Origin of the sequence: Arthrobacter sp. B3I9, assembly GCF_030816935.1 — a bacterium.
Taxonomy (GTDB): Bacteria; Actinomycetota; Actinomycetes; order Actinomycetales; family Micrococcaceae; genus Arthrobacter.
This window is the reverse complement of record NZ_JAUSYO010000001.1, coordinates 1,971,384-1,991,844: the sequence shown is the minus strand read 5'-3', so window position 1 is coordinate 1,991,844 and position 20,461 is coordinate 1,971,384. Positions and strand designations below refer to the sequence as shown.

Annotated in this window: 20 protein-coding genes; 5 read left to right on the top strand and 15 right to left on the bottom strand. The window is 62.2% G+C overall.

Annotated elements, in window-relative coordinates:
* Positions 1-145: 145 nt before the first annotated feature.
* The 8 genes from QFZ65_RS19095 to QFZ65_RS09305 form a co-directional block, all read right to left on the bottom strand.
* Positions 146-319 (bottom strand): BBE domain-containing protein, encoded by a 174-nt coding sequence (locus QFZ65_RS19095; RefSeq protein WP_373427575.1) that lies wholly within the window; start codon positions 317-319, stop codon positions 146-148.
* A 16-nt stretch (positions 320-335) separates the two neighbouring features.
* Positions 336-1,370, bottom strand: a complete 1,035-nt coding sequence (locus QFZ65_RS09335) for an FAD-binding oxidoreductase (protein ID WP_306909838.1) — start codon at positions 1,368-1,370, stop codon at positions 336-338.
* Positions 1,371-1,778: 408 nt separating this feature from the next.
* Complete coding sequence (locus QFZ65_RS09330) at positions 1,779-2,564, bottom strand: 3-oxoacyl-ACP reductase (protein WP_306909837.1); 786 nt, start codon at positions 2,562-2,564, stop codon at positions 1,779-1,781.
* Between the two features lie 62 nt (positions 2,565-2,626).
* A complete protein-coding gene (locus QFZ65_RS09325) occupies positions 2,627-4,000 on the bottom strand; it encodes an aldehyde dehydrogenase (protein WP_306909836.1) in 1,374 nt (457 codons plus the stop codon).
* Positions 3,997-4,749, bottom strand: a complete 753-nt coding sequence (locus QFZ65_RS09320; protein WP_306909835.1) for a gamma-glutamyl-gamma-aminobutyrate hydrolase family protein — start codon at positions 4,747-4,749, stop codon at positions 3,997-3,999. The genes QFZ65_RS09325 and QFZ65_RS09320 overlap by 4 nt, the downstream gene beginning before the upstream one ends.
* A gap of 4 nt (positions 4,750-4,753) precedes the next feature.
* Positions 4,754-6,136 (bottom strand): glutamine synthetase family protein, encoded by a 1,383-nt coding sequence (locus QFZ65_RS09315; RefSeq protein ID WP_306909834.1) that lies wholly within the window; start codon positions 6,134-6,136, stop codon positions 4,754-4,756.
* A gap of 11 nt (positions 6,137-6,147) precedes the next feature.
* A complete protein-coding gene (locus QFZ65_RS09310) occupies positions 6,148-6,891 on the bottom strand; it encodes a FadR/GntR family transcriptional regulator (protein ID WP_306909833.1) in 744 nt (247 codons plus the stop codon).
* 60 nt (positions 6,892-6,951) lie between these two features.
* Complete coding sequence (locus tag QFZ65_RS09305; RefSeq protein ID WP_306909832.1) at positions 6,952-8,526, bottom strand: amino acid permease; 1,575 nt, start codon at positions 8,524-8,526, stop codon at positions 6,952-6,954.
* A 163-nt stretch (positions 8,527-8,689) separates the two neighbouring features.
* Between QFZ65_RS09305 and QFZ65_RS09300 the strand changes: the two genes are divergently transcribed.
* The gene (locus QFZ65_RS09300) at positions 8,690-9,046 is read left to right on the top strand and encodes a hypothetical protein (protein WP_306909831.1); all 357 of its coding nucleotides are present in this window, start codon (positions 8,690-8,692) and stop codon (positions 9,044-9,046) included.
* A 186-nt stretch (positions 9,047-9,232) separates the two neighbouring features.
* Here QFZ65_RS09300 and QFZ65_RS09295 read toward each other — a convergent pair whose 3' ends face one another.
* The gene (locus QFZ65_RS09295; RefSeq protein ID WP_306909830.1) at positions 9,233-10,279 is read right to left on the bottom strand and encodes an MsnO8 family LLM class oxidoreductase; all 1,047 of its coding nucleotides are present in this window, start codon (positions 10,277-10,279) and stop codon (positions 9,233-9,235) included.
* Positions 10,280-12,153: 1,874 nt separating this feature from the next.
* Between QFZ65_RS09295 and QFZ65_RS09290 the strand changes: the two genes are divergently transcribed.
* From QFZ65_RS09290 to QFZ65_RS09275, 4 genes are all read left to right on the top strand, one after another.
* Positions 12,154-14,007, top strand: coding sequence for an EndoU domain-containing protein (locus QFZ65_RS09290; protein ID WP_306909829.1), 1,854 nt, complete (start codon positions 12,154-12,156; stop codon positions 14,005-14,007).
* Positions 14,008-14,020: 13 nt separating this feature from the next.
* Positions 14,021-14,305 carry a MafI family immunity protein gene (locus tag QFZ65_RS09285; protein ID WP_306909828.1) on the top strand — a complete coding sequence of 95 codons (285 nt, stop codon included), beginning with the start codon at positions 14,021-14,023 and terminating at the stop codon, positions 14,303-14,305.
* Positions 14,306-14,446: 141 nt separating this feature from the next.
* Entirely contained in the window at positions 14,447-14,845 is a 399-nt protein-coding gene (locus QFZ65_RS09280) for a hypothetical protein (protein ID WP_306909827.1), read from the top strand.
* Between the two features lie 133 nt (positions 14,846-14,978).
* On the top strand, positions 14,979-15,482 hold the full coding sequence (locus QFZ65_RS09275; RefSeq protein WP_306909826.1) for a hypothetical protein: 504 nt from the start codon (positions 14,979-14,981) through the stop codon (positions 15,480-15,482).
* A gap of 24 nt (positions 15,483-15,506) precedes the next feature.
* Here QFZ65_RS09275 and QFZ65_RS09270 read toward each other — a convergent pair whose 3' ends face one another.
* The 6 genes from QFZ65_RS09270 to nrdH all read right to left on the bottom strand — a co-directional run bounded on the left by QFZ65_RS09270 (position 15,507) and on the right by nrdH (position 20,080).
* Entirely contained in the window at positions 15,507-15,767 is a 261-nt protein-coding gene (locus tag QFZ65_RS09270; protein ID WP_306909825.1) for a type II toxin-antitoxin system RelE/ParE family toxin, read from the bottom strand.
* On the bottom strand, positions 15,764-16,012 hold the full coding sequence (locus tag QFZ65_RS09265) for a type II toxin-antitoxin system Phd/YefM family antitoxin (RefSeq protein WP_142037365.1): 249 nt from the start codon (positions 16,010-16,012) through the stop codon (positions 15,764-15,766). The genes QFZ65_RS09270 and QFZ65_RS09265 overlap by 4 nt, the downstream gene beginning before the upstream one ends.
* Positions 16,013-16,072: 60 nt before the next feature.
* A complete protein-coding gene (gene nrdF / locus QFZ65_RS09260) occupies positions 16,073-17,047 on the bottom strand; it encodes a class 1b ribonucleoside-diphosphate reductase subunit beta (protein ID WP_306909824.1) in 975 nt (324 codons plus the stop codon).
* A gap of 91 nt (positions 17,048-17,138) precedes the next feature.
* Entirely contained in the window at positions 17,139-19,259 is a 2,121-nt protein-coding gene (gene nrdE, locus QFZ65_RS09255; RefSeq protein WP_306912542.1) for a class 1b ribonucleoside-diphosphate reductase subunit alpha, read from the bottom strand.
* Between the two features lie 56 nt (positions 19,260-19,315).
* Positions 19,316-19,807 (bottom strand): class Ib ribonucleoside-diphosphate reductase assembly flavoprotein NrdI, encoded by a 492-nt coding sequence (gene nrdI / locus QFZ65_RS09250; RefSeq protein ID WP_306909823.1) that lies wholly within the window; start codon positions 19,805-19,807, stop codon positions 19,316-19,318.
* A 27-nt stretch (positions 19,808-19,834) separates the two neighbouring features.
* The gene (gene nrdH / locus QFZ65_RS09245; protein ID WP_306909822.1) at positions 19,835-20,080 is read right to left on the bottom strand and encodes a glutaredoxin-like protein NrdH; all 246 of its coding nucleotides are present in this window, start codon (positions 20,078-20,080) and stop codon (positions 19,835-19,837) included.
* Between the last annotated feature and the right edge of the window lie 381 nt (positions 20,081-20,461).

The window sequence follows — 20,461 nt, the reverse complement described above, 5'->3', positions numbered from 1 at the left end:
AGCTATTTCGATGTCGACCATGTCCGTGCGGAGCCGGATGACCTCGAGGCCCCGATGGATGGCGTGTCTATGCTCTTTTCGGCGATGGTCCCGGGCTCGGCTAAAGCAATGAAGGTGGTTGGGTTCGAAGCAGACGACAACGCGGCTACGGGCGGATGTTCTGATTCAACCTGAAGACATTGTCTGGGTCCCACGCGCGTTTGAGTCCGACCAGCCGCTCGTACTTCCCGTCTCCGTAAATCGAGCGTGCGTCCCTTTGCAATTCCGCGACGTCATTGACGTAGCGGCCCTGGGTGGCAAACCGCCCGACGTCGGCCATTCCGGCGCGGGCCCACTCACGGCAGGGCCCGTCGTGTCGCGTCCTCCGGTACCTGGGCGATCGCACGGCCCCCGGACCAGAATCCAAACTCGCCTTCGGCTCCCTGAGGAATCCCGTGGGCGTGCCGGACTGCCTGGTCGACTAACTCCTCCGGCAGGCTGTGGAGGAATGCGCTTTTCATGTAGAAGCGGTGGCCCCACGCCGCGGCCACGTCCCCGAGGCGCTGTGCCGTCAAGTGCGGTTTCGGTTCAATCGATCCGGCAACCGGCGGGCCGAACGCACTCAACCGTGCAAGATCCCGCTCGGCTTCGCGGGGCTGCCCACAGTGTAGGACCGAGACGGCGGCTATCGGCCGGCCCCCGATCCCGGACGGGAAGTTCTCCACCGGGAGCGCCAATCGGACGTAGAAGCCGAGCCACAGCTCGTCCGGGCCCGTCTCGGCCATCTGAACGAAGAGCTGCGCCAGCTCGCCGGCTCGCTCGATCGGGTGGACGACTGTTCCGTGTGTGACGGGATGGCCGAGCGCGTGGAGGGCGTACTCGAACGACACGGCGATGCCAAAGTTCGCGCCGGCTCCACGGACACCCCAGAAGAGGTCGGGGTTCTCATCCGCCGAAACGCGGACGATCCCGCCGTCGGCCGTCACGAGGTGGGAGACCACGCCGACAGGGCATACCAGACCAACTGATTGTGCCGCCTCGTCCAGCTCTGACAGCAGCGCGCCGCCGGCGCACACAGCTGTCCGCCGCTCGGGGTCGACCGTCGCGCCGCGCATACGCGAGAGGTCGATGACCATTCCGTCGTCGCACGTAGAGAATCCGGGGATGCTATGGCCGCCGCCGCGCACGGCGACCAGGAGGTCACGCTCGCGGGCGAACCGCAGGGCAGCGACGACGTCGGCCGTACCATCCGGCAGTACGACGAGCCCCGGCCTGCGGTCGACTAGACCGTTCCAGACCGCACGCGCCGCGTCGTACTTCGGCTCGCCGGGCCTGATCACCTCGCCGCCGAAGCCGTCGGCGAAGGCCCTCACCGTACGGGTGTCCAGCATGGCTCCATGGTAGGGCCGTGGTCTGCACGGCTGCCAGAGGACGGTGGCTAGGTTTCTGCCCCCTACCGCCCTTCACACGCCGCCGACAGTTCGCTAGTAGCGTCCCTGCACGAGATGGTTGCGCAACCTATCCGTCGACTCCGAAGCGTTCGATGCAGGGCGATCCAGAGTCGATGTCAATGTGCCGGAACGGCCGATTCCGATCCATCTGGACGACCCCGTGTAGTTGCCCTCTTTTGTTTCCGCGGGTTCCTCGCCCACCCGAGGAAGGAGACCATTCCAAAGTACTTGACTCTTTTTGCCCTGCGCTGAAGGACTAGAGCGCCCGATCGATGCAGAAGTGGTGCTAGGGCATCGGTGGGGGCCGACGTTTTACAGGTAGCGACCCCCACCATACGGGCATTGAGACTATTGCGGTGTTACGTAGGCGCCGGAGATCCCGCCGTCGACGAGGAAAGTAGAGGCGGTCATGAAGGAGGAGTCATCGCTCGCGAGGAAGGCGACGGCGGCGGCCATTTCCTCGGGTTCGGCAAAGCGTCCTAGGGGTACGTGGACCAGACGCCGGGCGGCGCGTTCCGGGTCGCTGGCGAAGAGTTCTTTCAGCAGGGGCGTGTTCACAGGGCCTGGGCATAGCGCGTTGACGCGTACGCCTCTGCGCGCAAACTCCACGCCCAGTTCCCGACTCATCGCCAGCACCCCGCCCTTGGAGGCGCTGTAGGAGATCTGCGATGTTGCCGCCCCCATCACGGCTACGAAGGAAGCGGTGTTGATGATGGATCCCTTGCCCTGTTCAAGCATGTAGGGGAGGGCATATTTGCAGCAGTAGTAAACGCTTGTGAGGTTGACCTCCTGCACTTTGCGCCAGGCCTCAATGCCGGTGTCGAGGATGGATGCGTCCTCCGGCGGCGAGATTCCTGCATTGTTGAAGGCGATGTCGACGCTGCCGTAGATCTCTTTGGCCTGGGCGAAAAGATTCTTGACCTCGTCTTCGTCGGTGACGTTAACGGGGACAAAGGTGCCGCCGACCTGCTCGGCTGCGTCTTTGCCGGAAGCGGGGTCGATGTCTGCGACGATGACGCGGGCTCCTTCGGCGGCAAGGCGCCTCGCAGTGGCCAAGCCGATACCGCTTGCGGCTCCGGTGATCACGGCGGTGCGGTTTTTGAGCCGGTTTGAGACAACTTCGAGTTCAGCCATGGGGTGTTCCTTTCGTTGGCGCTTGGTTCGCGCTTAGTGGCGTAGAGGGGTGTGCGGATGTTCTAGGTGGCGATGAAGACGTTTTTGACTTCGCTGAAGGCGTCCAGGGCGTCGGGGCCCAGTTCGCGACCGAGACCGGATTTCTTGAAGCCTCCGAACGGAGTCGAGTAGCGTACTGAGGAATGCGAGTTGACGGACAGGTTGCCGGAGTCCACGGCCCGGGCCATACGCAGGGCCCGCCCGACATCCGCTGTCCAGATGGAGCCGGACAGCCCGTAGTCGCTGTCGTTGGCGAGGCGGATGGCATCGGCTTCGTCGTCGAACGGTGTCACGGTGACCACGGGTCCGAAGATTTCTTCCCGGAAAGCCCGGTCCCTGGCGTCGTCCACGGCGAGCACGGTCGGCGGGAACCAGAAACCGGGACCTTCCGGGGCTGTGCCCTGGAAGGCGATCGGTGCGCCTGCGGGGACGTAACCAGCCACGGCTTGCCGTTGCTTGGCTGAGATCAAAGGCCCCATGGTGGTCGTCTCCAGGCCTGGATCCCCCACGGTGACGGCTTTGACTGCTGGCTCGAGCAGGGCCATGAAATCGTCATAGACATTTCGCTGGACGAGGATTCTCGAGCGTGCGCAGCAGTCCTGCCCGGCGTTGTCGAACACTCCCCCGGGCGCGGCCGCCGCAGCCCGCTCGAGGTCTGAGTCGGCAAAAATGATGTTGGCGCTCTTGCCGCCCAGTTCCAGCGTGAGCCGCTTGACCTGTTCGGCGCAGCCGGCCATGATGTGCTGGCCTACGCGGGTCGATCCGGTAAAGACGACCTTCCGGACGGCCGGGTGGGTGACAAAGCGTTCGCCGACGATGCTTCCGCTCCCTGGCAGGATCTGCAGCACTCCGGGCGGGATTCCAGCTTCGAGAGCCAACTCGCCGAGCCTGAGCGCGGTCAGAGGGGTAAGTTCGGCAGGCTTGAGCACCACGGTGTTTCCGGCGGCCAGGGCAGGGGCGAATCCCCAGGCTGCAATCGGCATCGGGAAATTCCAGGGAACGATGATGCCGACGACGCCGAGCGGTTCGTGGAAGGTGATGTTAACGCCGCCGGCGACGGGTATCTGCCGGCCGAAGTGTCGCTCCGGTGCGGCGGCGTAGTAGTTCAGGACGTCCCTGACGTTGCCGGCTTCCCATCGGGCATTGCTAATGGTGTGCCCGGAATTTGCTACTTCGAGCCTAGCGAGGTTTTCAAGGTCGGCGTCGACGGCGGCGGCGAACCGTCGAAGGAGGGCGGCGCGGTCTGCCGGGTTGAGCCGGCGCCACGTCTCGAACGCCACTGCTGCCCGTTGGATAGCCTCGTCCGTTTCCGGCGTTCCGTAGAGTTCGACCTCCCGGACAACTTCTTCGGTCGATGGATTGATGACGCCGTAGGTCTCGGTCGTAAGGGATGTCATAGTGTGGCTCCTGTCTGCTCTGTGCGTGCACGCTCCAGGCGGTAGCTTCGGGCGGCATCGACGAAGGCTTTGAACAACCGCAGGTCGGACTGGTTTTGTTCAGGGTGGAACTGGACGCCGACCGCCCACCCGTCGTCGTCGGTCTCAACGGCTTCAATGGTCCCGTCGGTCGCCCGGGCGGTAACCCGGAGTCCGGCGCCCAGCTCATCGAGACCCTGGTGGTGGTAGACGGGCGCAGTGGCTCCCGCGCCCAGGATCCGGTGGCAAAGCGACCCTGGCTCAGTTTCAAATGACACATCCCCGTAGACCCCGGGCGCGGGCTGGTATTCGGAATGCCCGAGTTCGTCAGGAAGGTGCTGCAGGAGAGTGCCGCCGCGTGCCACGTTGAGGATCTGAGCGCCGCGGCAGATGGCGAACAGCGGCAGGCCCCGTTCCAGGGCGGCAGCCGTGAGGGCAAGGTCGTGGCTGTCTCGGTGGTCCTGGCTGGCCGTGGCCGGGTGTGGAACGGCTCCGTAGCGGGACGGTGCGACGTCGGAACCGCCGATGATGATCAGCCCGTCGAGAATGTCGAGGACTGCCTCGTCGGTGCCGACCGGAGGTAGCAGGACCGGAGTGCCGCCGGCCTTTGACACCGACTGAATGTAAGTCCCGGGAACGATGGCAGCATCAGTGTGCCAGACACCCCAGCTGGCTGGCTGGTAGTACGTGGTCAGTCCAATGAGGGGCGGCGTTCCGAATGAACGGGTCATAGTTTTAGAGCCTTTCGAAGCCGCGCCGGAGTTCCCAGTCAGTAACTGCGCCGTTGAAGGCTGCCAGTTCGACGTCCGCGTAGTTCAAGTAATGGTGCACGACTTCTTCGCCGAATACTTCCTTGGCGATGGAAGATGATGCGAGGGCCTCACGTGCGTCCTGGAGCGTGGCCGGAACAGTGGGCGCCCCGGAGGTGTAGGCGTTGCCGGAGGTGATGGGCTCGAGTTCAAGTTCATTGTCGATTCCGTACAGGCCTCCGGCGAGCATGGCGGCCAGTGCGAGGTAGGGGTTGACGTCACCGCCGGGCAGTCTGTTTTCCATCCTGGCGCTCGGGCCGTGGCCTACCAGCCTGACCGAACATGTTCTGTTGTCGAGGCCCCACGCGACGGAGGTGGGCGCGAATGAGCCTTTGGCGAAGCGTTTGTAGGAGTTCACGTTGGGGGCGTAGAAAAGGGTGAATTCCCGCATCGTCGCCAGGACGCCGGCGATGAAATGGTCGTAGATCTTGGTGCGTTCCTGCTTCTCATCGTCCCAAAAGACAAGCGTGCCGTCGAGGCCGCGGAGGGACATGTGGATATGGCAGGAGCTCCCCTCGCGTTCGTTCGGCTTGGCCATGAACGTGATCGCCTGGCCCATCTGGTGGGCGATCTCCTTTGCGGCAGTCTTGTAGACAGCGTGGTTGTCAGCGGTCACGATGACCTCGTCATACTTGAACGCGATTTCATGTTGGCCCAAGTTGCATTCGCCCTTAGCGGACTCAACCAGCATGCCGGCCTGGTACATGGTGTTCCGGATGGTCCGGAGCAGGGGTTCGACCCGTCCGGATCCCAAAATTGAGTAGTCCACGTTGTATTTGTTGGCCGGCTCCAGTCCCTTGTATCCCAGGTCCCAGGCCTGTTCGTAAGTGTTGTTGTAGACCATGAACTCAAGTTCGGTCCCGGCCAGCGCCTTCCATCCCCGCTCGGCTGCTCGCTGTGCCTGGCGCCGCAGCATGGCCCGGGGGGACATGGGAACTTCCGTACCGTCGGTGGTGCTGAGGTCGCACTGGATCATCACGGAGCCGTCACGGTAGGGAAGGTCACGGATCGTATCCAGGTCCAGGTCAAAGACCATATCGCCGTATCCGGTGTCCCAGGACGTGACGTCGTAGCCGTCCACGGTGTTCATTTCCGTGTCCACCGCAAGGAGATAGTTGCAGCCTTCGGTGCCGTGCTCGAGGACGGATTCGAGGAAGAACTGTGCGTGGATGAGTTTTCCCTGCAGGCGCCCTTGCATGTCGGTGAAGGCGAGGACAACTGTGTCGGTTTCGCCGTTTTCGATCCGCTGCTTGAGCTGCTCTACAGTGAGCATGCGGTCGTTGCGGGGGTGGGTGGTTGGTTGTGTCATGGAGGCATGGCTCATTTCAGTAGTCCTTTCAGAAGCGCTGCGGTCGCGTCGCAGTGTGATTCCATGACGTCGCGGGCCCTCTTCGGCTCGCCGTCGAGGATGGCCTGGACGATCTCTCGGTGTTGCGCATTTGAGTGTTCGATGTTTTTGCTGAGGAACGGGATTTCTGCGAGGGCTTCACGGATGGTTAGTTGAAGGTATGCGCTGGCCTGGCTCAATTCGGTGGATCCGGCTGCTGTGGCAAACGCCAGGTGGAGCCTGGAGTCGGCTTGGCGGTAGTCCTCGGGGTCGGTGGACTTCTCGACTTCCTCCAGACAGGCCAGCAGCAGTGCCTGCTCCTGGCCCGTTGTCTGCCGGGATGCGGCCATGTAGCAGGAGCCGGGTTCCACGACCTGGCGGAAAACCAGCAGAGACATCATTTCGGCCTTCGTCCGAGATGTTGCTGTGAGGTCCGGGGTTTTGGAGTTCTGCTCCCGCGGTGCGACAAAGGTGCCGCCGCCGCGGCCACGGGTGGTGTGGACGAACCCGGCGGCCCGCAAGGCCGCAATTGCTTCGCGTAGGGTCGCACGTGAGACCTGCATCGTGTCCGCTAGGTCCCGCTCCGGCGGCAACCTTTCGCCGGAGCGGAAGACTCCGAGCTGGATGGCCGATCCCAGTTGTTCGACACATGATTCGAAAGCCATGTGTGTACGGACCGGTGCCAGTACTGCCGCAACGAGCGTGGCGAATTCAGTGCCTGCGGGTTCTGCTGACATCGGGTCTCCTGGGTCTTTGGTGGGTAAAGCGGACGGTAGGTTCAGTGCCGCCCGCTTTGCCTAGTGTCGCAGTCCGGGGTCCTCTTCGAGGAGCTCCCCGGCGTCCAGGGTCAGGTGCTCAGCCTCCTCGTTGGTCATGAAGTGTTTCTTGCCCTTCGTAAACCAGGAACCCGTCGCCAGCGCCAGAACCGCTACGACCGCCAGTGGCGCGTAATTGAAGGTGTCTACGGTGACGGGAGCTACCGGAGGCAGGACAAACAATACGCAGATGATTGCGACCCAGATGACGGCGATCCAGCCGATGGGGCGGCTCCACCGGCCGAGGTTCCACGGTCCTTGGGTGAAGTCCTTGTTCAACAGCCGCAGGAACACCGGAACGACGTAGGCGATATACAGGCCGATGACCGCGATGGACGTCACGGCAAGATAAGCCGTCGTGTTGACAAGCGCCGGCAGGGCCAGCAGCATAGCCCCTCCCACGCAAAGCCAGATGGAGTTCGTGGGAGTGCCTGTGCGTGCGTTGACTCTTGCCCAGATGCGCGACCCGGGAAGGGCGTTGTCACGGGAAAAGGCATACGTCATCCGCGAGTTGGCCGTCACGGAGGCCATACCGCAGAAGAACTGCGCTCCGCATACGATGAAGAGCAGGAACTTGGCCAGATCCGGGTTGTTCAAAGCATCCAGGAAGATCTGGGCCGGAGGCAGGCCCGTGTCCGTGGCCAGTGTCGCAGCCAGTCCGCTGTCCGAGCCGTCCTGGATAGCTGCGGTGATTGAGTACAGGAGAATCCAGCCGCCGATCACGGAGACGGCCACGCTCATCACAATGCCCTTGGGAGCCGCCACAGCGGCGTTCTTGGTTTCCTCTGCCACGTGGGCAGAAGCGTCATACCCGGTGTAGGTGTACTGCGCCATAAGTAGTCCCATCAAGAAGACGTACGGGCCGAAGTCCCATCCGGTTTCGTTGTGCCAGGTTGTCATGGTCCACGCGAAGCTCTGGTGGTTGGTCGGAAGGATCCACAGCGCGCCGATGATAATGGCCGCACCTGCGATGTGCCACCAGGCGGAGACGTTGGACAGCAGGCTGACCAGGCGTACCCCGATCGTGTTGAGGAGTGCGTGTATCAGAAGGAGGACGACGAACAGGCCGAATGTGGAGTAAGGGTTCGGCTCAATGCCGAAGGTCAAGGCGGCGAAGGCCATCATGGTGGTGGCACAACCGAAATCTATGGCCGCCGTCACGGCGATTTCGCCCAAGAAATTGAACCAGCCGACGTACCACGCCCACTCGCGTTTGTTGCGCCTGGCAAGCCGCCCGGCCCAGAAGTACAGTCCACCTGCCGTGGGATAGCGGGAACAGATCTCGGCCATCGACAGGGCCACACAAAACACGAGGACACCAGCGATTGGCCACCCCAGGTTGATGGCCGCAGGCCCCCCGGAACGCAATGCAATCGAATATGACGTGATGCAGCCGGCAAGGATGGAAATGATGGAAAACGAGACGGCGAAATTCGAAAAACCGGACATCCCGCGCTTGAGTTCCTGCTTGTATCCAAGCTCAGCGAGTGCGGCCGCGTCCGCGTCCATGTCCTGCACGGGCAGTGCCGAGATCACTTCTGATTCACGATCACTCATAGGTATTCGCTTTCTTCAGGAGAAAAAGTTATCGGATACCACAGTGTGATCTGGCTAACAGGATTAAGTCAATGGTCTGACTTCATACCTTTTTTTCCGCGCCTCGTTCCATGCTGGCTGCACCAGGGCACGGGGTCGGCGGCAAGGCTCACCCCCCAATCAGGTGACGATCGGCAATTACGGCGGAATTGTCCTTTCTGATGCCCGTAACTGGAAACTGACCACAGCTTTGAAGATCACCGCCGGCGGGTCCTGGACAGTCAAGCTTGTCCACCTGGCGAGCGTGAGGTCCTTCGACGACTCGGCGCCGATGACCGGCGCCGGAGATGACGTCTTCTACTACAGGGGGCCCGCCAAGGCAGTGACATTCACCCACGACGGCTCGTCCAACATTGCGGTGCATACCTTCGGCAGCCGCCCGGACCTGCTCGTGAATGAGATAGGTCGCTACACGGAGACAGTGGTCTGGTCCCGGGCTTGTACCAGGTCACCGCTGACGGGCACTGGTCCGCGATCTTGAAGTAGTGACGCAAAGATGGAGCCGCCGGCCCTCATGCACGGCACGAGGTGAGAGCCGTCGGTGTCCATCTGGAACGTGGGGCGCATAGCAGTAGCTCCTCCACCGCAGCCCATTTATAGGACCGGGCCAGGCCGGAATGGCTGCTCGCGCTGGGAGGGCGCTAGGCGGAGTCAAGTCAGGTGGGCGTCAATGGGAAGCCGCGAATCCACGGCGGTCCTCCATGCTGCGGCGCTCGTCTTGGGGGAAGAGCCCGGCCAGGATCCGATCGGATTCCGCCTGTGCCGCGACGTCGAAGGCTCCTCCTGTGATCAGCAACTCGTCAGCTCCGGAGGTCGCGAGCAGGTGCTGGACTTGGGTCCGCACCTCGGAGGCCGTGCCGTACAGCGATGTGGACAGGCTCCTTTCGACCGCTTCTTTTTCCCGGAGGGTCAGCCCGGCCCACTCGGTCGGACCCATGGGCGCCAAGGCAGCGAATTCGCCGGTGGTCCTGGAGCGGGCCAGCGCGACGGCTTCGGGCAGAAGCAGTTCCCTTGCCGCCTGACGGGTGGCGGCCACTGCTACGTTGGCGGAAACCAGGATAAAGGGCCGCTCGAACCAGCGTGATGGACGGAACTGTGAGCGATACCTTTCCAGCGCCGGGAGCGTGCCGTTCTGATCTGTCCGGAACACGGCTGGCCCGCCCAACACCACAGCCAGGCCGGCACGGGCTGCAATATCGATTCCCGAACCGGTGGCCAGCACGAATACCGGTGTAGCCGAATCGTTCCGCGGCCGGGCAGTGATGGACGCGGCTCCGGACAGGTAGGCAAGCAGTTGGGCCAACTGGTCTTCAAACCGCTCCGCATCCTGTTTCCCGGCGCGCAGCGCATTCCGGACCGCCGGGGTGAAACCGACAGACCGCCCGACGCCCAAGTCGATCCGCGCGGGATGCAGAGCCTCCAGCGTGGCCGCCTGTTCGGCCACCACGAGTGGTTGGTGGTTGGGAAGCATGATGCCTCCTGAACCGACGCGGATGGAGTGCGTCCGGGCAGCAACGGCGGCCATCAGCACGGCCGGAACGGAACCGGCAATGCCTGGCACCGCGTGGTGCTCTGCAACCCAGAAGCGGTGGTAACCCCATTCCTCGGCCCGCTGGGCCCGTTCCAGCACCCGGTTCAGGGCGTCCGCAGCAGGAAACCCGTCCCGGGCGTTGGCACGGTCGAGAATGGAAATCCGGGGAAGGGGAAGGGCCATACTGCTGGAACCACTCCGGGCGAGGAAGAATTCCGCTCCGGAACGACGCGGGTACGGAATCCGGGTTTGATACTGACCAAGCTAATGTGTGCGGACGGCCGAGGCCCGCCCCGGGGCCCAGGCGTTCTGCCAGTGGATCTTGATGGCGTCCGCGATGGGGTACTTGGCAACATCCACGGTCGGGACGACCGGGCCTCGTTCTCGTGTTCGATGTCGATGTCGACAACAATCGCCAACCGGCTCAGCCTTCGCCAAACCGTTTCGCCGACTAGTGATCCAACCGCCAGCAGCTTCCGATCGCAAAATCAGGTAGCTGGCCAACTGCTTGGGACAGTTCGCCAACTACCGTGAAACGTGGCCACCTAAGTTGGCAAATGGCCAAGTACCCTGGAATCTCACAACTAGAGTTGGCGTTTTGGACACTAATTGGCGAAACCGGAAGTGGACGGCGATGTCCAGTACGGCCGAAGATTAACAATCATCCCCTGTGTCTAGAGGCTTTTCCGACGGAAATTAACACTCAATGGGCGCTGTTTTCCAAATTTTTAGGTGCCCACCAAAGAAGCTGTTCCAATTTAGTCAGCCTTTTTTCAACGTCCGCTGCTCAACGCGCCACATGGGTGCTCATGCGCGGCCGACTCCAATACACGACTGGCGGGCCGCCTCGGACTGGAGAGCGACGCCCGAAAGCGAAGTGCTGCTCTCACTGGAGAGGGCGCTAGCCCAGGTTGCGCGCCGCTGAAGTCGAAGTAGCTGTAGCAGTTCAAAGCCCTTACCGATAGGAGCACGCACAAGGGCGGCGCCCACCTCGATACGATCTTCCGTGTCGACCTGATCGTCGCCGACATGCCATCGTCGCCGATGCCGAGTTCAACGAGTGCGTCTTCAAAAACGCTCGCGAATTCTGCTCCCGTCGGCGCCGAAAGCCGGTATCCATCGGCGAAGCATTGAATTCCAGTGCCGCTTGCAGCGAGGGTCAGAAACCGTGGGTTCGACTCCTAGCCGATAAACCATATTTTCGACTTCTGGTGTGTCACCAAGCTGGCGCCAGATCGCGGGCAGGTAGGGGTCTCGGTAGCGGCCTGAGGGCCGTGAATGGCTTCTACGGCGGGTTCGTGCGGAACGTGGGGCCCCTTGGGTGGTGTTTGGGACGTTATGTACCGCGTGGATGAGCAGCCGTTCCGGGCGCTGGCTGAATTTTTCCGAAATCCAGAATATTTCGTATGCCCAGGCTATGCCGTAGTGCGTTCGGGCAAGTTGCCTGGGATCCGGGGCGGAGACCGTGCCGTTCGAGCGGGCGTCCGAGCTTGAATCCACCGTCACCTCACAGTGGGCTCCGGGGATGGTGCCCGAGAGCAGGTCCCGTGTAAAACGCCGACGGGACGGACAATCGTCGAGGAAGCAGAACGGTTGAGCTCCGAGACCGAGCCTACTTGCGTCCACTGTCAGGACCTGGCGGTAAGAGGTCTTAGATCCAGGTCAGGCTCGCTGGGCCGTTCCTATCCGGACTGCCTAATGGGGCACTTTTGGACGCCCATCCATGTGCACGGATTTTGCTGATGCCTGCATACCGAGGGGCGAAGAATGGAGCGGCGCAGATAGACCAGACAGAGAACGATGAGTCCATTGGAACACTTGTCATGACCGCTCGCGAGGATCGGCCACTTCGGGTGCGCGGTTCGGAGCGCATCTCAACGGACAGCCCCTCCGTCGCGGCGAAGACGGCGCCTCCCGAAACGTCGGGGCGGGCACTCATTGGGCCGCCGAACTCTCCGGCACAGCTGCTCCTGCTCCAGCGGCGTGCGGGCAATCGCGCGGTGAGTCGGGCCGTCCAAGGTGTCACTGCTTCCGAACCTCTCAGCCTCGAAGCCCCCATGCAGGTTCCCGTGTTTGCGAGCGAGGTGGCGTCGCCTGCGCCGAAAGACACTGTGACAGCGGGCACTACAGCCGCCGAATGGCCGCTCGAAGCGGGAGCTCACGCAATACAGCGCGGCGTCCTGGGCTCCATCGTCGGCACAGCGTCCGCGGCGTTGAACTGGGGTAGGCAACACATTGTCAACCCGATACGCAACCTCGTCGCCGGTGTCGCCGACAAGGTGAGCGCGTTGGGCGGCCAAGTTTCAACCGCCCTGTCGACCGTCAAAACAAGTTGGGGTGATCTGGCCGCACCTCATAAGCTGCTGCTCAAGGGCGCCATCGCAGTCCGACGGACCATGGCCGCCGACCTCATCGCTCAGGAGCGACAAGAACGGCGAGCGGCGGCGCAGGCTGACGGCGAGCCTGTCGGCTCTGTGCCACCGGGCCCGCTCGAGCAACTCGAGCAGCAGGCGCAACGTGCTGACTCGCTCGCTGAGGGAGCCATGGGCGTCCATGACGAGATCATCGAGGGCGCCGTTCTCGGTGACTTCAAGGAGAACCCCAGCGGCTGGAACACCATCGGTCAGATCGCCACTGGGTTCATACCCTACGCCGGGCAGGTGGCAGACGCCCGAGACACCATCGCTTCACTGCGGAAGATGAGCCAGGGCGGTTGGAAGAACCCTGGGGAGTGGGTCAACCTGGGACTTACCCTTATCGGCTGGGTCCCGGGGATTGGAGACATCATCAAGGGCGTGGGCAGGGGTGCAAGCCGCTTCTTGCGTCGGGGCGGAGAAGCACTGCTCAGGCGTGGGCGTGTGCTCTTTAATGGTGTACGCCGTGCGGTACCGAAACTGCTCGGCAAGGCCGCCGCTGTGGGACGCCGCCTTTCCGCAGGTGCAAGGCGGCTCACTGGACGGGTCATCTCCGGCGCGCGCGCCGCTGGAGGCCGGATCGTCTCGGCGGGCCGGTCCTTGGTGACGGGCACGGCAAGGCTGGTCGCGCGCGCGCGGGCCACGGTGTCCGAGTTGACCGGGCGTGCCCGGTCAGGGGCCCTCAGCCTACTGACCCGCGGGCGCGAACTCCTCGGGCGAGCCGGCCGCCTTATGCAGTCACTCGCCCGCGGCGCCTTCGGCGGGGTCGAAAATGCCGTTGGTCGCGTGAGCGAGCGAGTCGCTCAGGCATTGAATCGGGCGAAATTTGTCGCCTCGGACCTGGCCGCGCGAGCCGCGCGCCAGCTGGCGGAAGCCCGCCGTAGCGCAGCCCAGCTGCTGCAAGGGGTGCGGCAATCGGTGCAGGCCTTGGCGCAACGGGCGCGAGAAAGTGCTGCCCGAGCACTGCGCACCGCCCGAGCCGCGGGTCAACGGCTGCTCGCTCAGGGTGTGGCGAAGGTGACGGAGCTTGCCGCTAGGGCCAAAGGGCTGAAGAACCGAGCCGTTGCCGCGGCCAGAAAAAAAGCGGCTGACATGCGGCTACGTATTGAGAAGGCAGCGCGCCGCAAGATCGGAGAACTGAACCAGCGCTTTGGAAGGACGAAGAAGGTAGAGAACCCGGTCAACCTCGCAAACCCCGACAGGACCAGGCATATCCTGGAGGGAGACGTGACCGGAGGCGGCCACCGGTGGCCTGGTGGTCCGGGAAAGTCCGCGTTTCCGCGTAGCTGGTCGGATGAGAAGATTATGCATGAGATCTCCGACATCGCCACGGACATGAGTCTGCCGCACATTCAAATCAAAGGCGCCCCGGGCGCGGCTTTCACAAAAAAGGGGGAGCCTGCCCGTTTCAAAGTCGAGGGCGAACGGGATGGCAAACGCATCCGGGTGATTCTGGAGCCTCGCGGCGTGGGCATAGTCACCGGGTTCCCCATTTGAGAAGGAGATCGATGTGAAGATTAGCAACCTGCGAGACGTGGAGCACGCGCTCCGGTGGTCCCTCGCCGCAGTTCAGGACGATCTGCGGCCCGAGGACGTCTCTAACGTGCGTGACTTCCTCGATGCGGGTGAGCCGGGCCTGGCGTTGGACACCCTGTGTACCCAGCTGTACGAGTTCGGCATCACGGTCAACGCCGCCATTAGAGACACGCTCGAAGCGGTCGGCAAGCACATGGGAATGGATGCCACCCTGTGGACCGACCTGAAAGTGTTCAACGGCGAGGAGGGAGACACATAAGGTTGAACGCGCCCTTTTGAGGGCCTCGTGCATCGGCCCGGGTCTCACTTGCCGTGGCCCCCTGCACCGCACCGCAGGAATATTTTGAGTACATGCCGCCGTAACTTTGTGCCGTCCGGGCTGTCGACTAGGAAGGGCTCGGTGACATGGAACTGGACCTTGATGACTAGCGCCTACCGGGACGACCGGGATGCGGAGGAAAACGGCGAGTGGGTGACCGCTGTGCGCGGTTATATGCTGGTCAACGACGACCCAGCATACCCGGAAGCAGCTGACCGGCGCACCGTCTGCCAAGTCAGGCAGAAAGCTCTTGAGTTGCAGGACGAACTGCTATTGCATGCGGAGTCCGGGAACTGGAAGGCAGTCTTGGACATCGGTGAGGAATTACGGACTCTGGATCCGGCAGCGGCCGGCCCCGAGGGTCGAACCACACATGCGCAATTAGAGCTTCTCTACGCACGTGCTCGACGGGCGGATAATGCCGGGAAAGTGCAAACCGCCCGCCGTTTGATGTACAAAAGAGTGCGCCCCCCCCAATAAGAGACTGGTCGATAGTCGTGCAGAATGCGTTCGACCAACCCATTTGGGAAGTGGGGCATTTTCCACTGGTCGCGAGCATAGCCCAAGAATTCCGCCAACAGGCGGTTGCAACAACAATATGAAAAATGGGGAAATGACTACTCACGAAGCACTTGATGCTGGCATCATGCCGGAAGTACCGCCGGCGCCAAACCACGCACCAGCACCAGCACCAGCACCAGCACCAGCACCAGCACCGAAGCCTAAGCGGCTGAAGTTAGCGAAGCTCCGGTCGGTCAACGGCGCCCGGATCATATTGGGCTCGCTGCTGGCTTTGCTGCTGATCGTCACCTGGTTGGCCAATAACCCCGGCTTGCAGAGTGGCAACAGCCCGTCCGATTGGAAGTCGGAACTCAGCGCGGCCGATTTAAAGAACACCATGAACAACGGCGAGACCAAGGGCGCCCCGCAGCAGACAGTTATCAACGGCTGGTATGCCAACGACATTGCCGCTGTCACTGCTGCGCAGAACACCTACATTGCCGCAAGTTCTGCCCGGAACGGGAATCTTTTGATGCTTCTGGGCCTCGGAATGGCCGGCGAGCTGATTATCCGTGGGGCTGAGCGCGCACGCATCAACCGCCGAGCTACCGCGTAGCGCTTTCCTGCAGGTCGGCGGACCTCACTTCTGGTAAATATCCCGACGATGCCCTAGGTTGACGACCACTACCAGTAGCACGTCGTCCTGGATGGTGTAGATGATCCGATAGTCACCCACACGGACCCGATAACCTGGACGGCCGCTCAATGCAATGGCTTTGGGCGGCCGTGGGTCTTGGCCGAGGAGCGCGATAGCACCTTGAATGCGTTCTTTGTCCTCGGGATGAATTTTCTTGAGTGCGCGGATGGCCGCAGGTCTTAGCTCAATCCGGAAGGGACTCATGCCCAGCCCAGATCCGCCTTCACTTGTACCCAGGGAATGTTCTCGCCTTCTTCCGCCATCGCTGCATCGAATGCCGCAATGTCCTCGACTTCTTCCAAAGCATCAAGCATCTGCTCATACCGCTCTGGCGATACTAGGACTGCTGCCCGATGTCCGCGGCGCTCGATGAAGACCGGCTCCGACTCGGCCTTTTCGATGAGCTCCGGTAAGTGTGATCGCGCGTCAGTGATATTGATGGTCGACATGAAACAAATGTACATCCGCTAGCACCAGATGTACATCTGCTCCATGCGAAACGAGCGGGACTAGAAGTCCCAGTCCTCATCCTCAGTATTAACAGCCTTACCAATCACGTAAGACGAACCCGACCCCGAGAAGAAGTCGTGGTTCTCGTCCGCATTGGGTGACAGGGCCGAAAGGATGGCCGGATTCACGTCGGTGACGGAAGCCGGGAACATGGCCTCGTAGCCCAGGTTCATGAGGGCCTTGTTTGCGTTGTAGTGCAGGAACTTCTTGACGTCCTCGGCCAGGCCGACGCCGTCGTACAGGTCGTGGGTGTACTGGACCTCGTTCTCGTACAGCTCGAAGAGCAGCTCGAACGTGTAGTCCTTGATTTCCTGCCGGCGCTCTGCGGAAACCGTCTCGAGGGCGCGCTGGAACTTGTAGCCGATGTAGTAGCCGTGGACGGCCTCGTCGCGGATGATCAGGCGGATCAGGTCGGCCGTGTTTGTCAGCTTGGCCCGTGAGGACCAGTACATCGGGAGGTAGAAGCCCGAGTAGAACAGGAAGCTCTCCAGCAGCGTGGAGGCCACCTTGCGCTTCAGGGGGTCATCTCCCTGGTAGTAGTCCATGACGATCTGGGCCTTCTTCTGAAGGTTCTCGTTCTCGGTGGACCAGCGGAACGCCTCGTCGATCTCCTTCGTGGAGGCCAGCGTGGAGAAGATGGAGGAGTAGCTCTTGGCGTGCACCGACTCCATGAACGCGATGTTCGTGTAGACAGCCTCTTCGTGGGGCGTCAGCGCGTCCGGGATCAGCGAGACGGCGCCGACGGTGCCCTGGATGGTGTCCAGCAGGGTCAGCCCGGTGAACACACGCATGGTGAGCTGCTGCTCAACCGGCGTCAGCGTGTTCCACGACTGCACGTCGTTGGACAGCGGCACCTTCTCCGGCAGCCAGAAGTTGTTGACCAGGCGGTTCCAGACGTCGACGTCCTTTTCATCCTGGATGCGGTTCCAGTTGATGGCCTCGACGTGGCTAAGCAGCTTGACCTTCTCGGTCATGTCATCCCCTAAATGTTGGGTTGGTTCTCGAGTTAAAGCGTACGAGGGCGGGCGGCCGCCCGCCGTCGTACTGTCACGATTTAGTTGAAGATTAAAGCATGCAGCTGACGCAGCCCTCAACCTCAGTCCCTTCCAGCGCGAGCTGGCGGAGACGGATGTAGTAGATGGTCTTGATGCCCTTCTTCCAGGCGTAGATCTGGGCCTTGTTGATGTCGCGCGTGGTGGCGGTGTCCTTGAAGAACAGCGTCAGGGACAGGCCCTGGTCCACGTGCTGCGTGGCGGCGGCGTAGGTGTCGATGACCTTCTCGTAGCCGATCTCGTACGCGTCCTGGTAGTACTCCAGGTTGTCGTTCGTCAGGTACGGCGCCGGGTAGTACACGCGGCCCAGCTTGCCTTCCTTGCGGATCTCGATCTTGGACGCCACCGGGTGGATCGAGGAGGTGGAGTTGTTGATGTAGGAGATCGAGCCTGTCGGCGGCACGGCCTGAAGGTTCTGGTTGTAGATGCCGTGCTCCATGACGGAGGCCTTCAGCGCCAGCCAGTCTGCCTGGGTGGGGATGTGGACGTTCTTGAACAGCTCCGCAACCTTCTCGGTCTGCGGCACCCATTCCTGCTCCGTGTACTTGTTGAAGAACTCGCCGGAGGCGTACTTGGACTTCTCGAAGCCGCCGAAGGTCCGGCCGGTTTCGATGGCCAGCAGGTTGGAGGCGCGAACCGCGTGGTAAACCACCGAGTAGAAGTAGATGTTGGTGAAGTCCAGGCCCTCTTCGGAACCATAGTGGACCCGCTCGCGGGCCAGGTAGCCGTGCAGGTTCATCTGGCCGAGGCCGATGGCGTGGCTCTGGTCGTTGCCGCGGGCGATCGAGGGCACCGACGTGATGTTGGACATGTCCGAGACCGCCGAGAGGGAGCGGATGGCCGTCTCGATGGTCAGGCCGAAGTCCGGCGAGTCCATGGTCTTCGCGATGTTCAGCGAGCCCAGGTTGCAGGAGATGTCCTTGCCGGTCTGGTCGTAGGACAGGTCATCGTGGTACGTCGTGGGCTGGGAGACCTGGAGGATCTCGGAGCACAGGTTGGACATGATGATCTTGCCGTCGATCGGGTTTTCCCGGTTCACGGTGTCCTCGAACATGATGTATGGGTAGCCGGATTCGAACTGGATCTCGGCGAGGGTCTGGAAGAACTCGCGCGCCTTGATCTTGGTCTTCTTGATCCGGGAGTCGTCCACCATCTCGTAGTACTTCTCGGTGACCGAGACGTCGGAGAACGGCATGCCGTAGACCTTTTCGACGTCGTACGGCGAGAACAGGTACATGTCCTCGTCCTTCTTGGCCAGCTCGAAGGTGATGTCCGGGATCACGACGCCGAGCGAGAGGGTCTTGATGCGGATCTTCTCGTCCGCGTTCTCGCGCTTGGTGTCCAGGAACCGGTAGATGTCCGGGTGGTGGGCGTGCAGGTACACGGCACCGGCACCCTGGCGGGCACCGAGCTGGTTGGCGTAGGAGAAGCTGTCCTCGAGGAGCTTCATCACGGGGATGACGCCGGAGGACTGGTTCTCGATCTGCTTGATGGGCGCGCCGACCTCGCGGATGTTGGTCAGGGCGAAGGCCACGCCGCCGCCGCGCTTGGACAGCTGCAGGGCGGAGTTGATGGAACGGCCGATCGACTCCATGTTGTCTTCGATGCGGAGCAGGAAGCAGGAGACCAGCTCGCCGCGCTGGCGCTTGCCGGCGTTCAGGAAGGTGGGGGTGGCCGGCTGGAAGCGGCCCTCGATGATCTCGTCCACCATCTGCAGCGCGAGCTTCTCGTCGCCGCGGGCCAGGTGCAGGGCCACCATGCACACGCGGTCCTCGTAGCGCTCCAGGAAGCGCTTCCCGTCGAACGTCTTCAGCGTGTAGGAGGTGTAGAACTTGAACGCGCCGAGGAAGGTCTCGAAGCGGAACTTCTTCTTGTAGGCGCGGCTGTAGAGCTCGCGGATGAAGTTCATCGTGTACTGGTCGAGGGTTTCGCGCTCGTAGTACTCGTTCTTGACGAGGTACTCGAGCTTTTCCTCAAGGTCGTGGAAGAACACGGTGTTGTTGTTCACGTGCTGCAGGAAGTACTGGTGCGCCGCCTCGCGGTCCGCCTCGAACTGGATCTCACCGTTCGGGCCGTAGAGGTTCAGCATGGCGTTGAGCTCGTGGTAGCCCAGGCCCTTGTAGGCGGCCGGCATCTCGTGCTTCCCGGTCTTCTCGACGGCGGTGAGCGCGGAGGCGCCGGAGCCCTCAGTTACTGCTGTGCCTGCGACAGTCGTGTCCAAAACTCTTCCAATCCTTGTTGAACCCGCTGGACGTCCTCGGGGGTGCCCATGAGCTCAAATCGATATAGGTGGGGGACATTGCACTTCGCCGCGACGATGTCGCCGGCCATGCAGTAGTTGTCCCCGAAATTCGTGTTCCCCGCGCCAATCACGCCGCGGAGCTGTTGCCGGTTGCGGGGATCGTTCAGAAAGCGGATGACCTGCTTCGGAACTGATCCCTCTCCCCCGGTACCGCCGTACGTGGGAACCACCAGCACATAGGGTTCGGATGCCACGAGCGCGGGTTCCCTCGCGAGGAGGGGGATCCGGGCCGCATCGAGGCCGAGCTTCCGGACGAAGCGTGCGGTGTTCTCCGACGTTGAGGAGAAGAAGATGAGGTGGCTGGCGGTCCGGACTTCCGCCGCGGCGGCAGTTTGGGCTGCCACCGGCGCGTCGGCCACCGCCGGTGCGGCTGGTGCCATGGAAGTCACCTCATCTCGGGCTGCGTTTCAGGCTACGGCGACAGCGGCAGCCTGGGCCAGTTCTTCGATCTTGTCCGGGCGGAAACCGGACCAGTGGTCCTGGTCCGTCACGACAACCGGGGCCTGCATGTAGCCCAGGGCCTTCAGTCGCTCGAGGGCGTCGGCATCCTGGGAGATGTCGACACTCTGGTAGGTGATGCCCTTCTTGTCCAGCGCGCGGTACGTTGCGTTGCACTGAACACAGGCCGGCTTCGTGTAAACCGTTACAGTCATGGTCCCTGTCCCCTTTGTCTTGCTAATTCTCTGGTTTTTGCTAAGTCTGCGGTTCTTGCTAAGTCTGTGGTTCGCCGGGAGTGGCTGGCCGATCCGGGACCGTGGTCCTGGTCCGTTCCATAGCTGGCTGCTGCTCCGCTCGAACTGTATGTCGATACTACATGTAGTGCGCGAGCCCGATGTGGACCCCAAGATGATGTATTACAAGTATGTCATTTAACCCACCTTTAATCCACAGGCAGAGGGGTTCAAAATGTCCGGGTTTCTGCTGTTTTCGAGGACGATACCCACACCCTGTGGAGCACTTACGCACAATTAATAGGCCCGCGTGTCGCCGCAGAGACGGCGTGTCGGCCGCCCGGCGGCAGGTCCCCTCCGGTG

Excerpts from the sequence above, each read along its gene's own strand:
- QFZ65_RS19095 (WP_373427575.1), bottom strand. The coding sequence starts at position 319 with ATGGCCGACGTCGGGCGGTTTGCCACCCAGGGCCGCTACGTCAATGAC.
- QFZ65_RS09335 (WP_306909838.1), bottom strand. The coding sequence starts at position 1,370 with ATGCTGGACACCCGTACGGTGAGGGCCTTCGCCGACGGCTTCGGCGGC.
- QFZ65_RS09330 (WP_306909837.1), bottom strand. The coding sequence starts at position 2,564 with ATGGCTGAACTCGAAGTTGTCTCAAACCGGCTCAAAAACCGCACCGCC.
- QFZ65_RS09325 (WP_306909836.1), bottom strand. The coding sequence starts at position 4,000 with ATGACATCCCTTACGACCGAGACCTACGGCGTCATCAATCCATCGACC.
- QFZ65_RS09320 (WP_306909835.1), bottom strand. The coding sequence starts at position 4,749 with ATGACCCGTTCATTCGGAACGCCGCCCCTCATTGGACTGACCACGTAC.
- QFZ65_RS09315 (WP_306909834.1), bottom strand. The coding sequence starts at position 6,136 with ATGACACAACCAACCACCCACCCCCGCAACGACCGCATGCTCACTGTA.
- QFZ65_RS09310 (WP_306909833.1), bottom strand. The coding sequence starts at position 6,891 with ATGTCAGCAGAACCCGCAGGCACTGAATTCGCCACGCTCGTTGCGGCA.
- QFZ65_RS09305 (WP_306909832.1), bottom strand. The coding sequence starts at position 8,526 with ATGAGTGATCGTGAATCAGAAGTGATCTCGGCACTGCCCGTGCAGGAC.
- QFZ65_RS09295 (WP_306909830.1), bottom strand. The coding sequence starts at position 10,279 with ATGGCCCTTCCCCTTCCCCGGATTTCCATTCTCGACCGTGCCAACGCC.
- QFZ65_RS09290 (WP_306909829.1), top strand. The coding sequence starts at position 12,154 with ATGCAGGTTCCCGTGTTTGCGAGCGAGGTGGCGTCGCCTGCGCCGAAA.
- QFZ65_RS09275 (WP_306909826.1), top strand. The coding sequence starts at position 14,979 with ATGACTACTCACGAAGCACTTGATGCTGGCATCATGCCGGAAGTACCG.
- QFZ65_RS09270 (WP_306909825.1), bottom strand. The coding sequence starts at position 15,767 with ATGAGTCCCTTCCGGATTGAGCTAAGACCTGCGGCCATCCGCGCACTC.
- QFZ65_RS09265 (WP_142037365.1), bottom strand. The coding sequence starts at position 16,012 with ATGTCGACCATCAATATCACTGACGCGCGATCACACTTACCGGAGCTC.
- nrdF (WP_306909824.1), bottom strand. The coding sequence starts at position 17,047 with ATGACCGAGAAGGTCAAGCTGCTTAGCCACGTCGAGGCCATCAACTGG.
- nrdE (WP_306912542.1), bottom strand. The coding sequence starts at position 19,259 with ATGCCGGCCGCCTACAAGGGCCTGGGCTACCACGAGCTCAACGCCATG.
- nrdI (WP_306909823.1), bottom strand. The coding sequence starts at position 19,807 with ATGGCACCAGCCGCACCGGCGGTGGCCGACGCGCCGGTGGCAGCCCAA.
- nrdH (WP_306909822.1), bottom strand. The coding sequence starts at position 20,080 with ATGACTGTAACGGTTTACACGAAGCCGGCCTGTGTTCAGTGCAACGCA.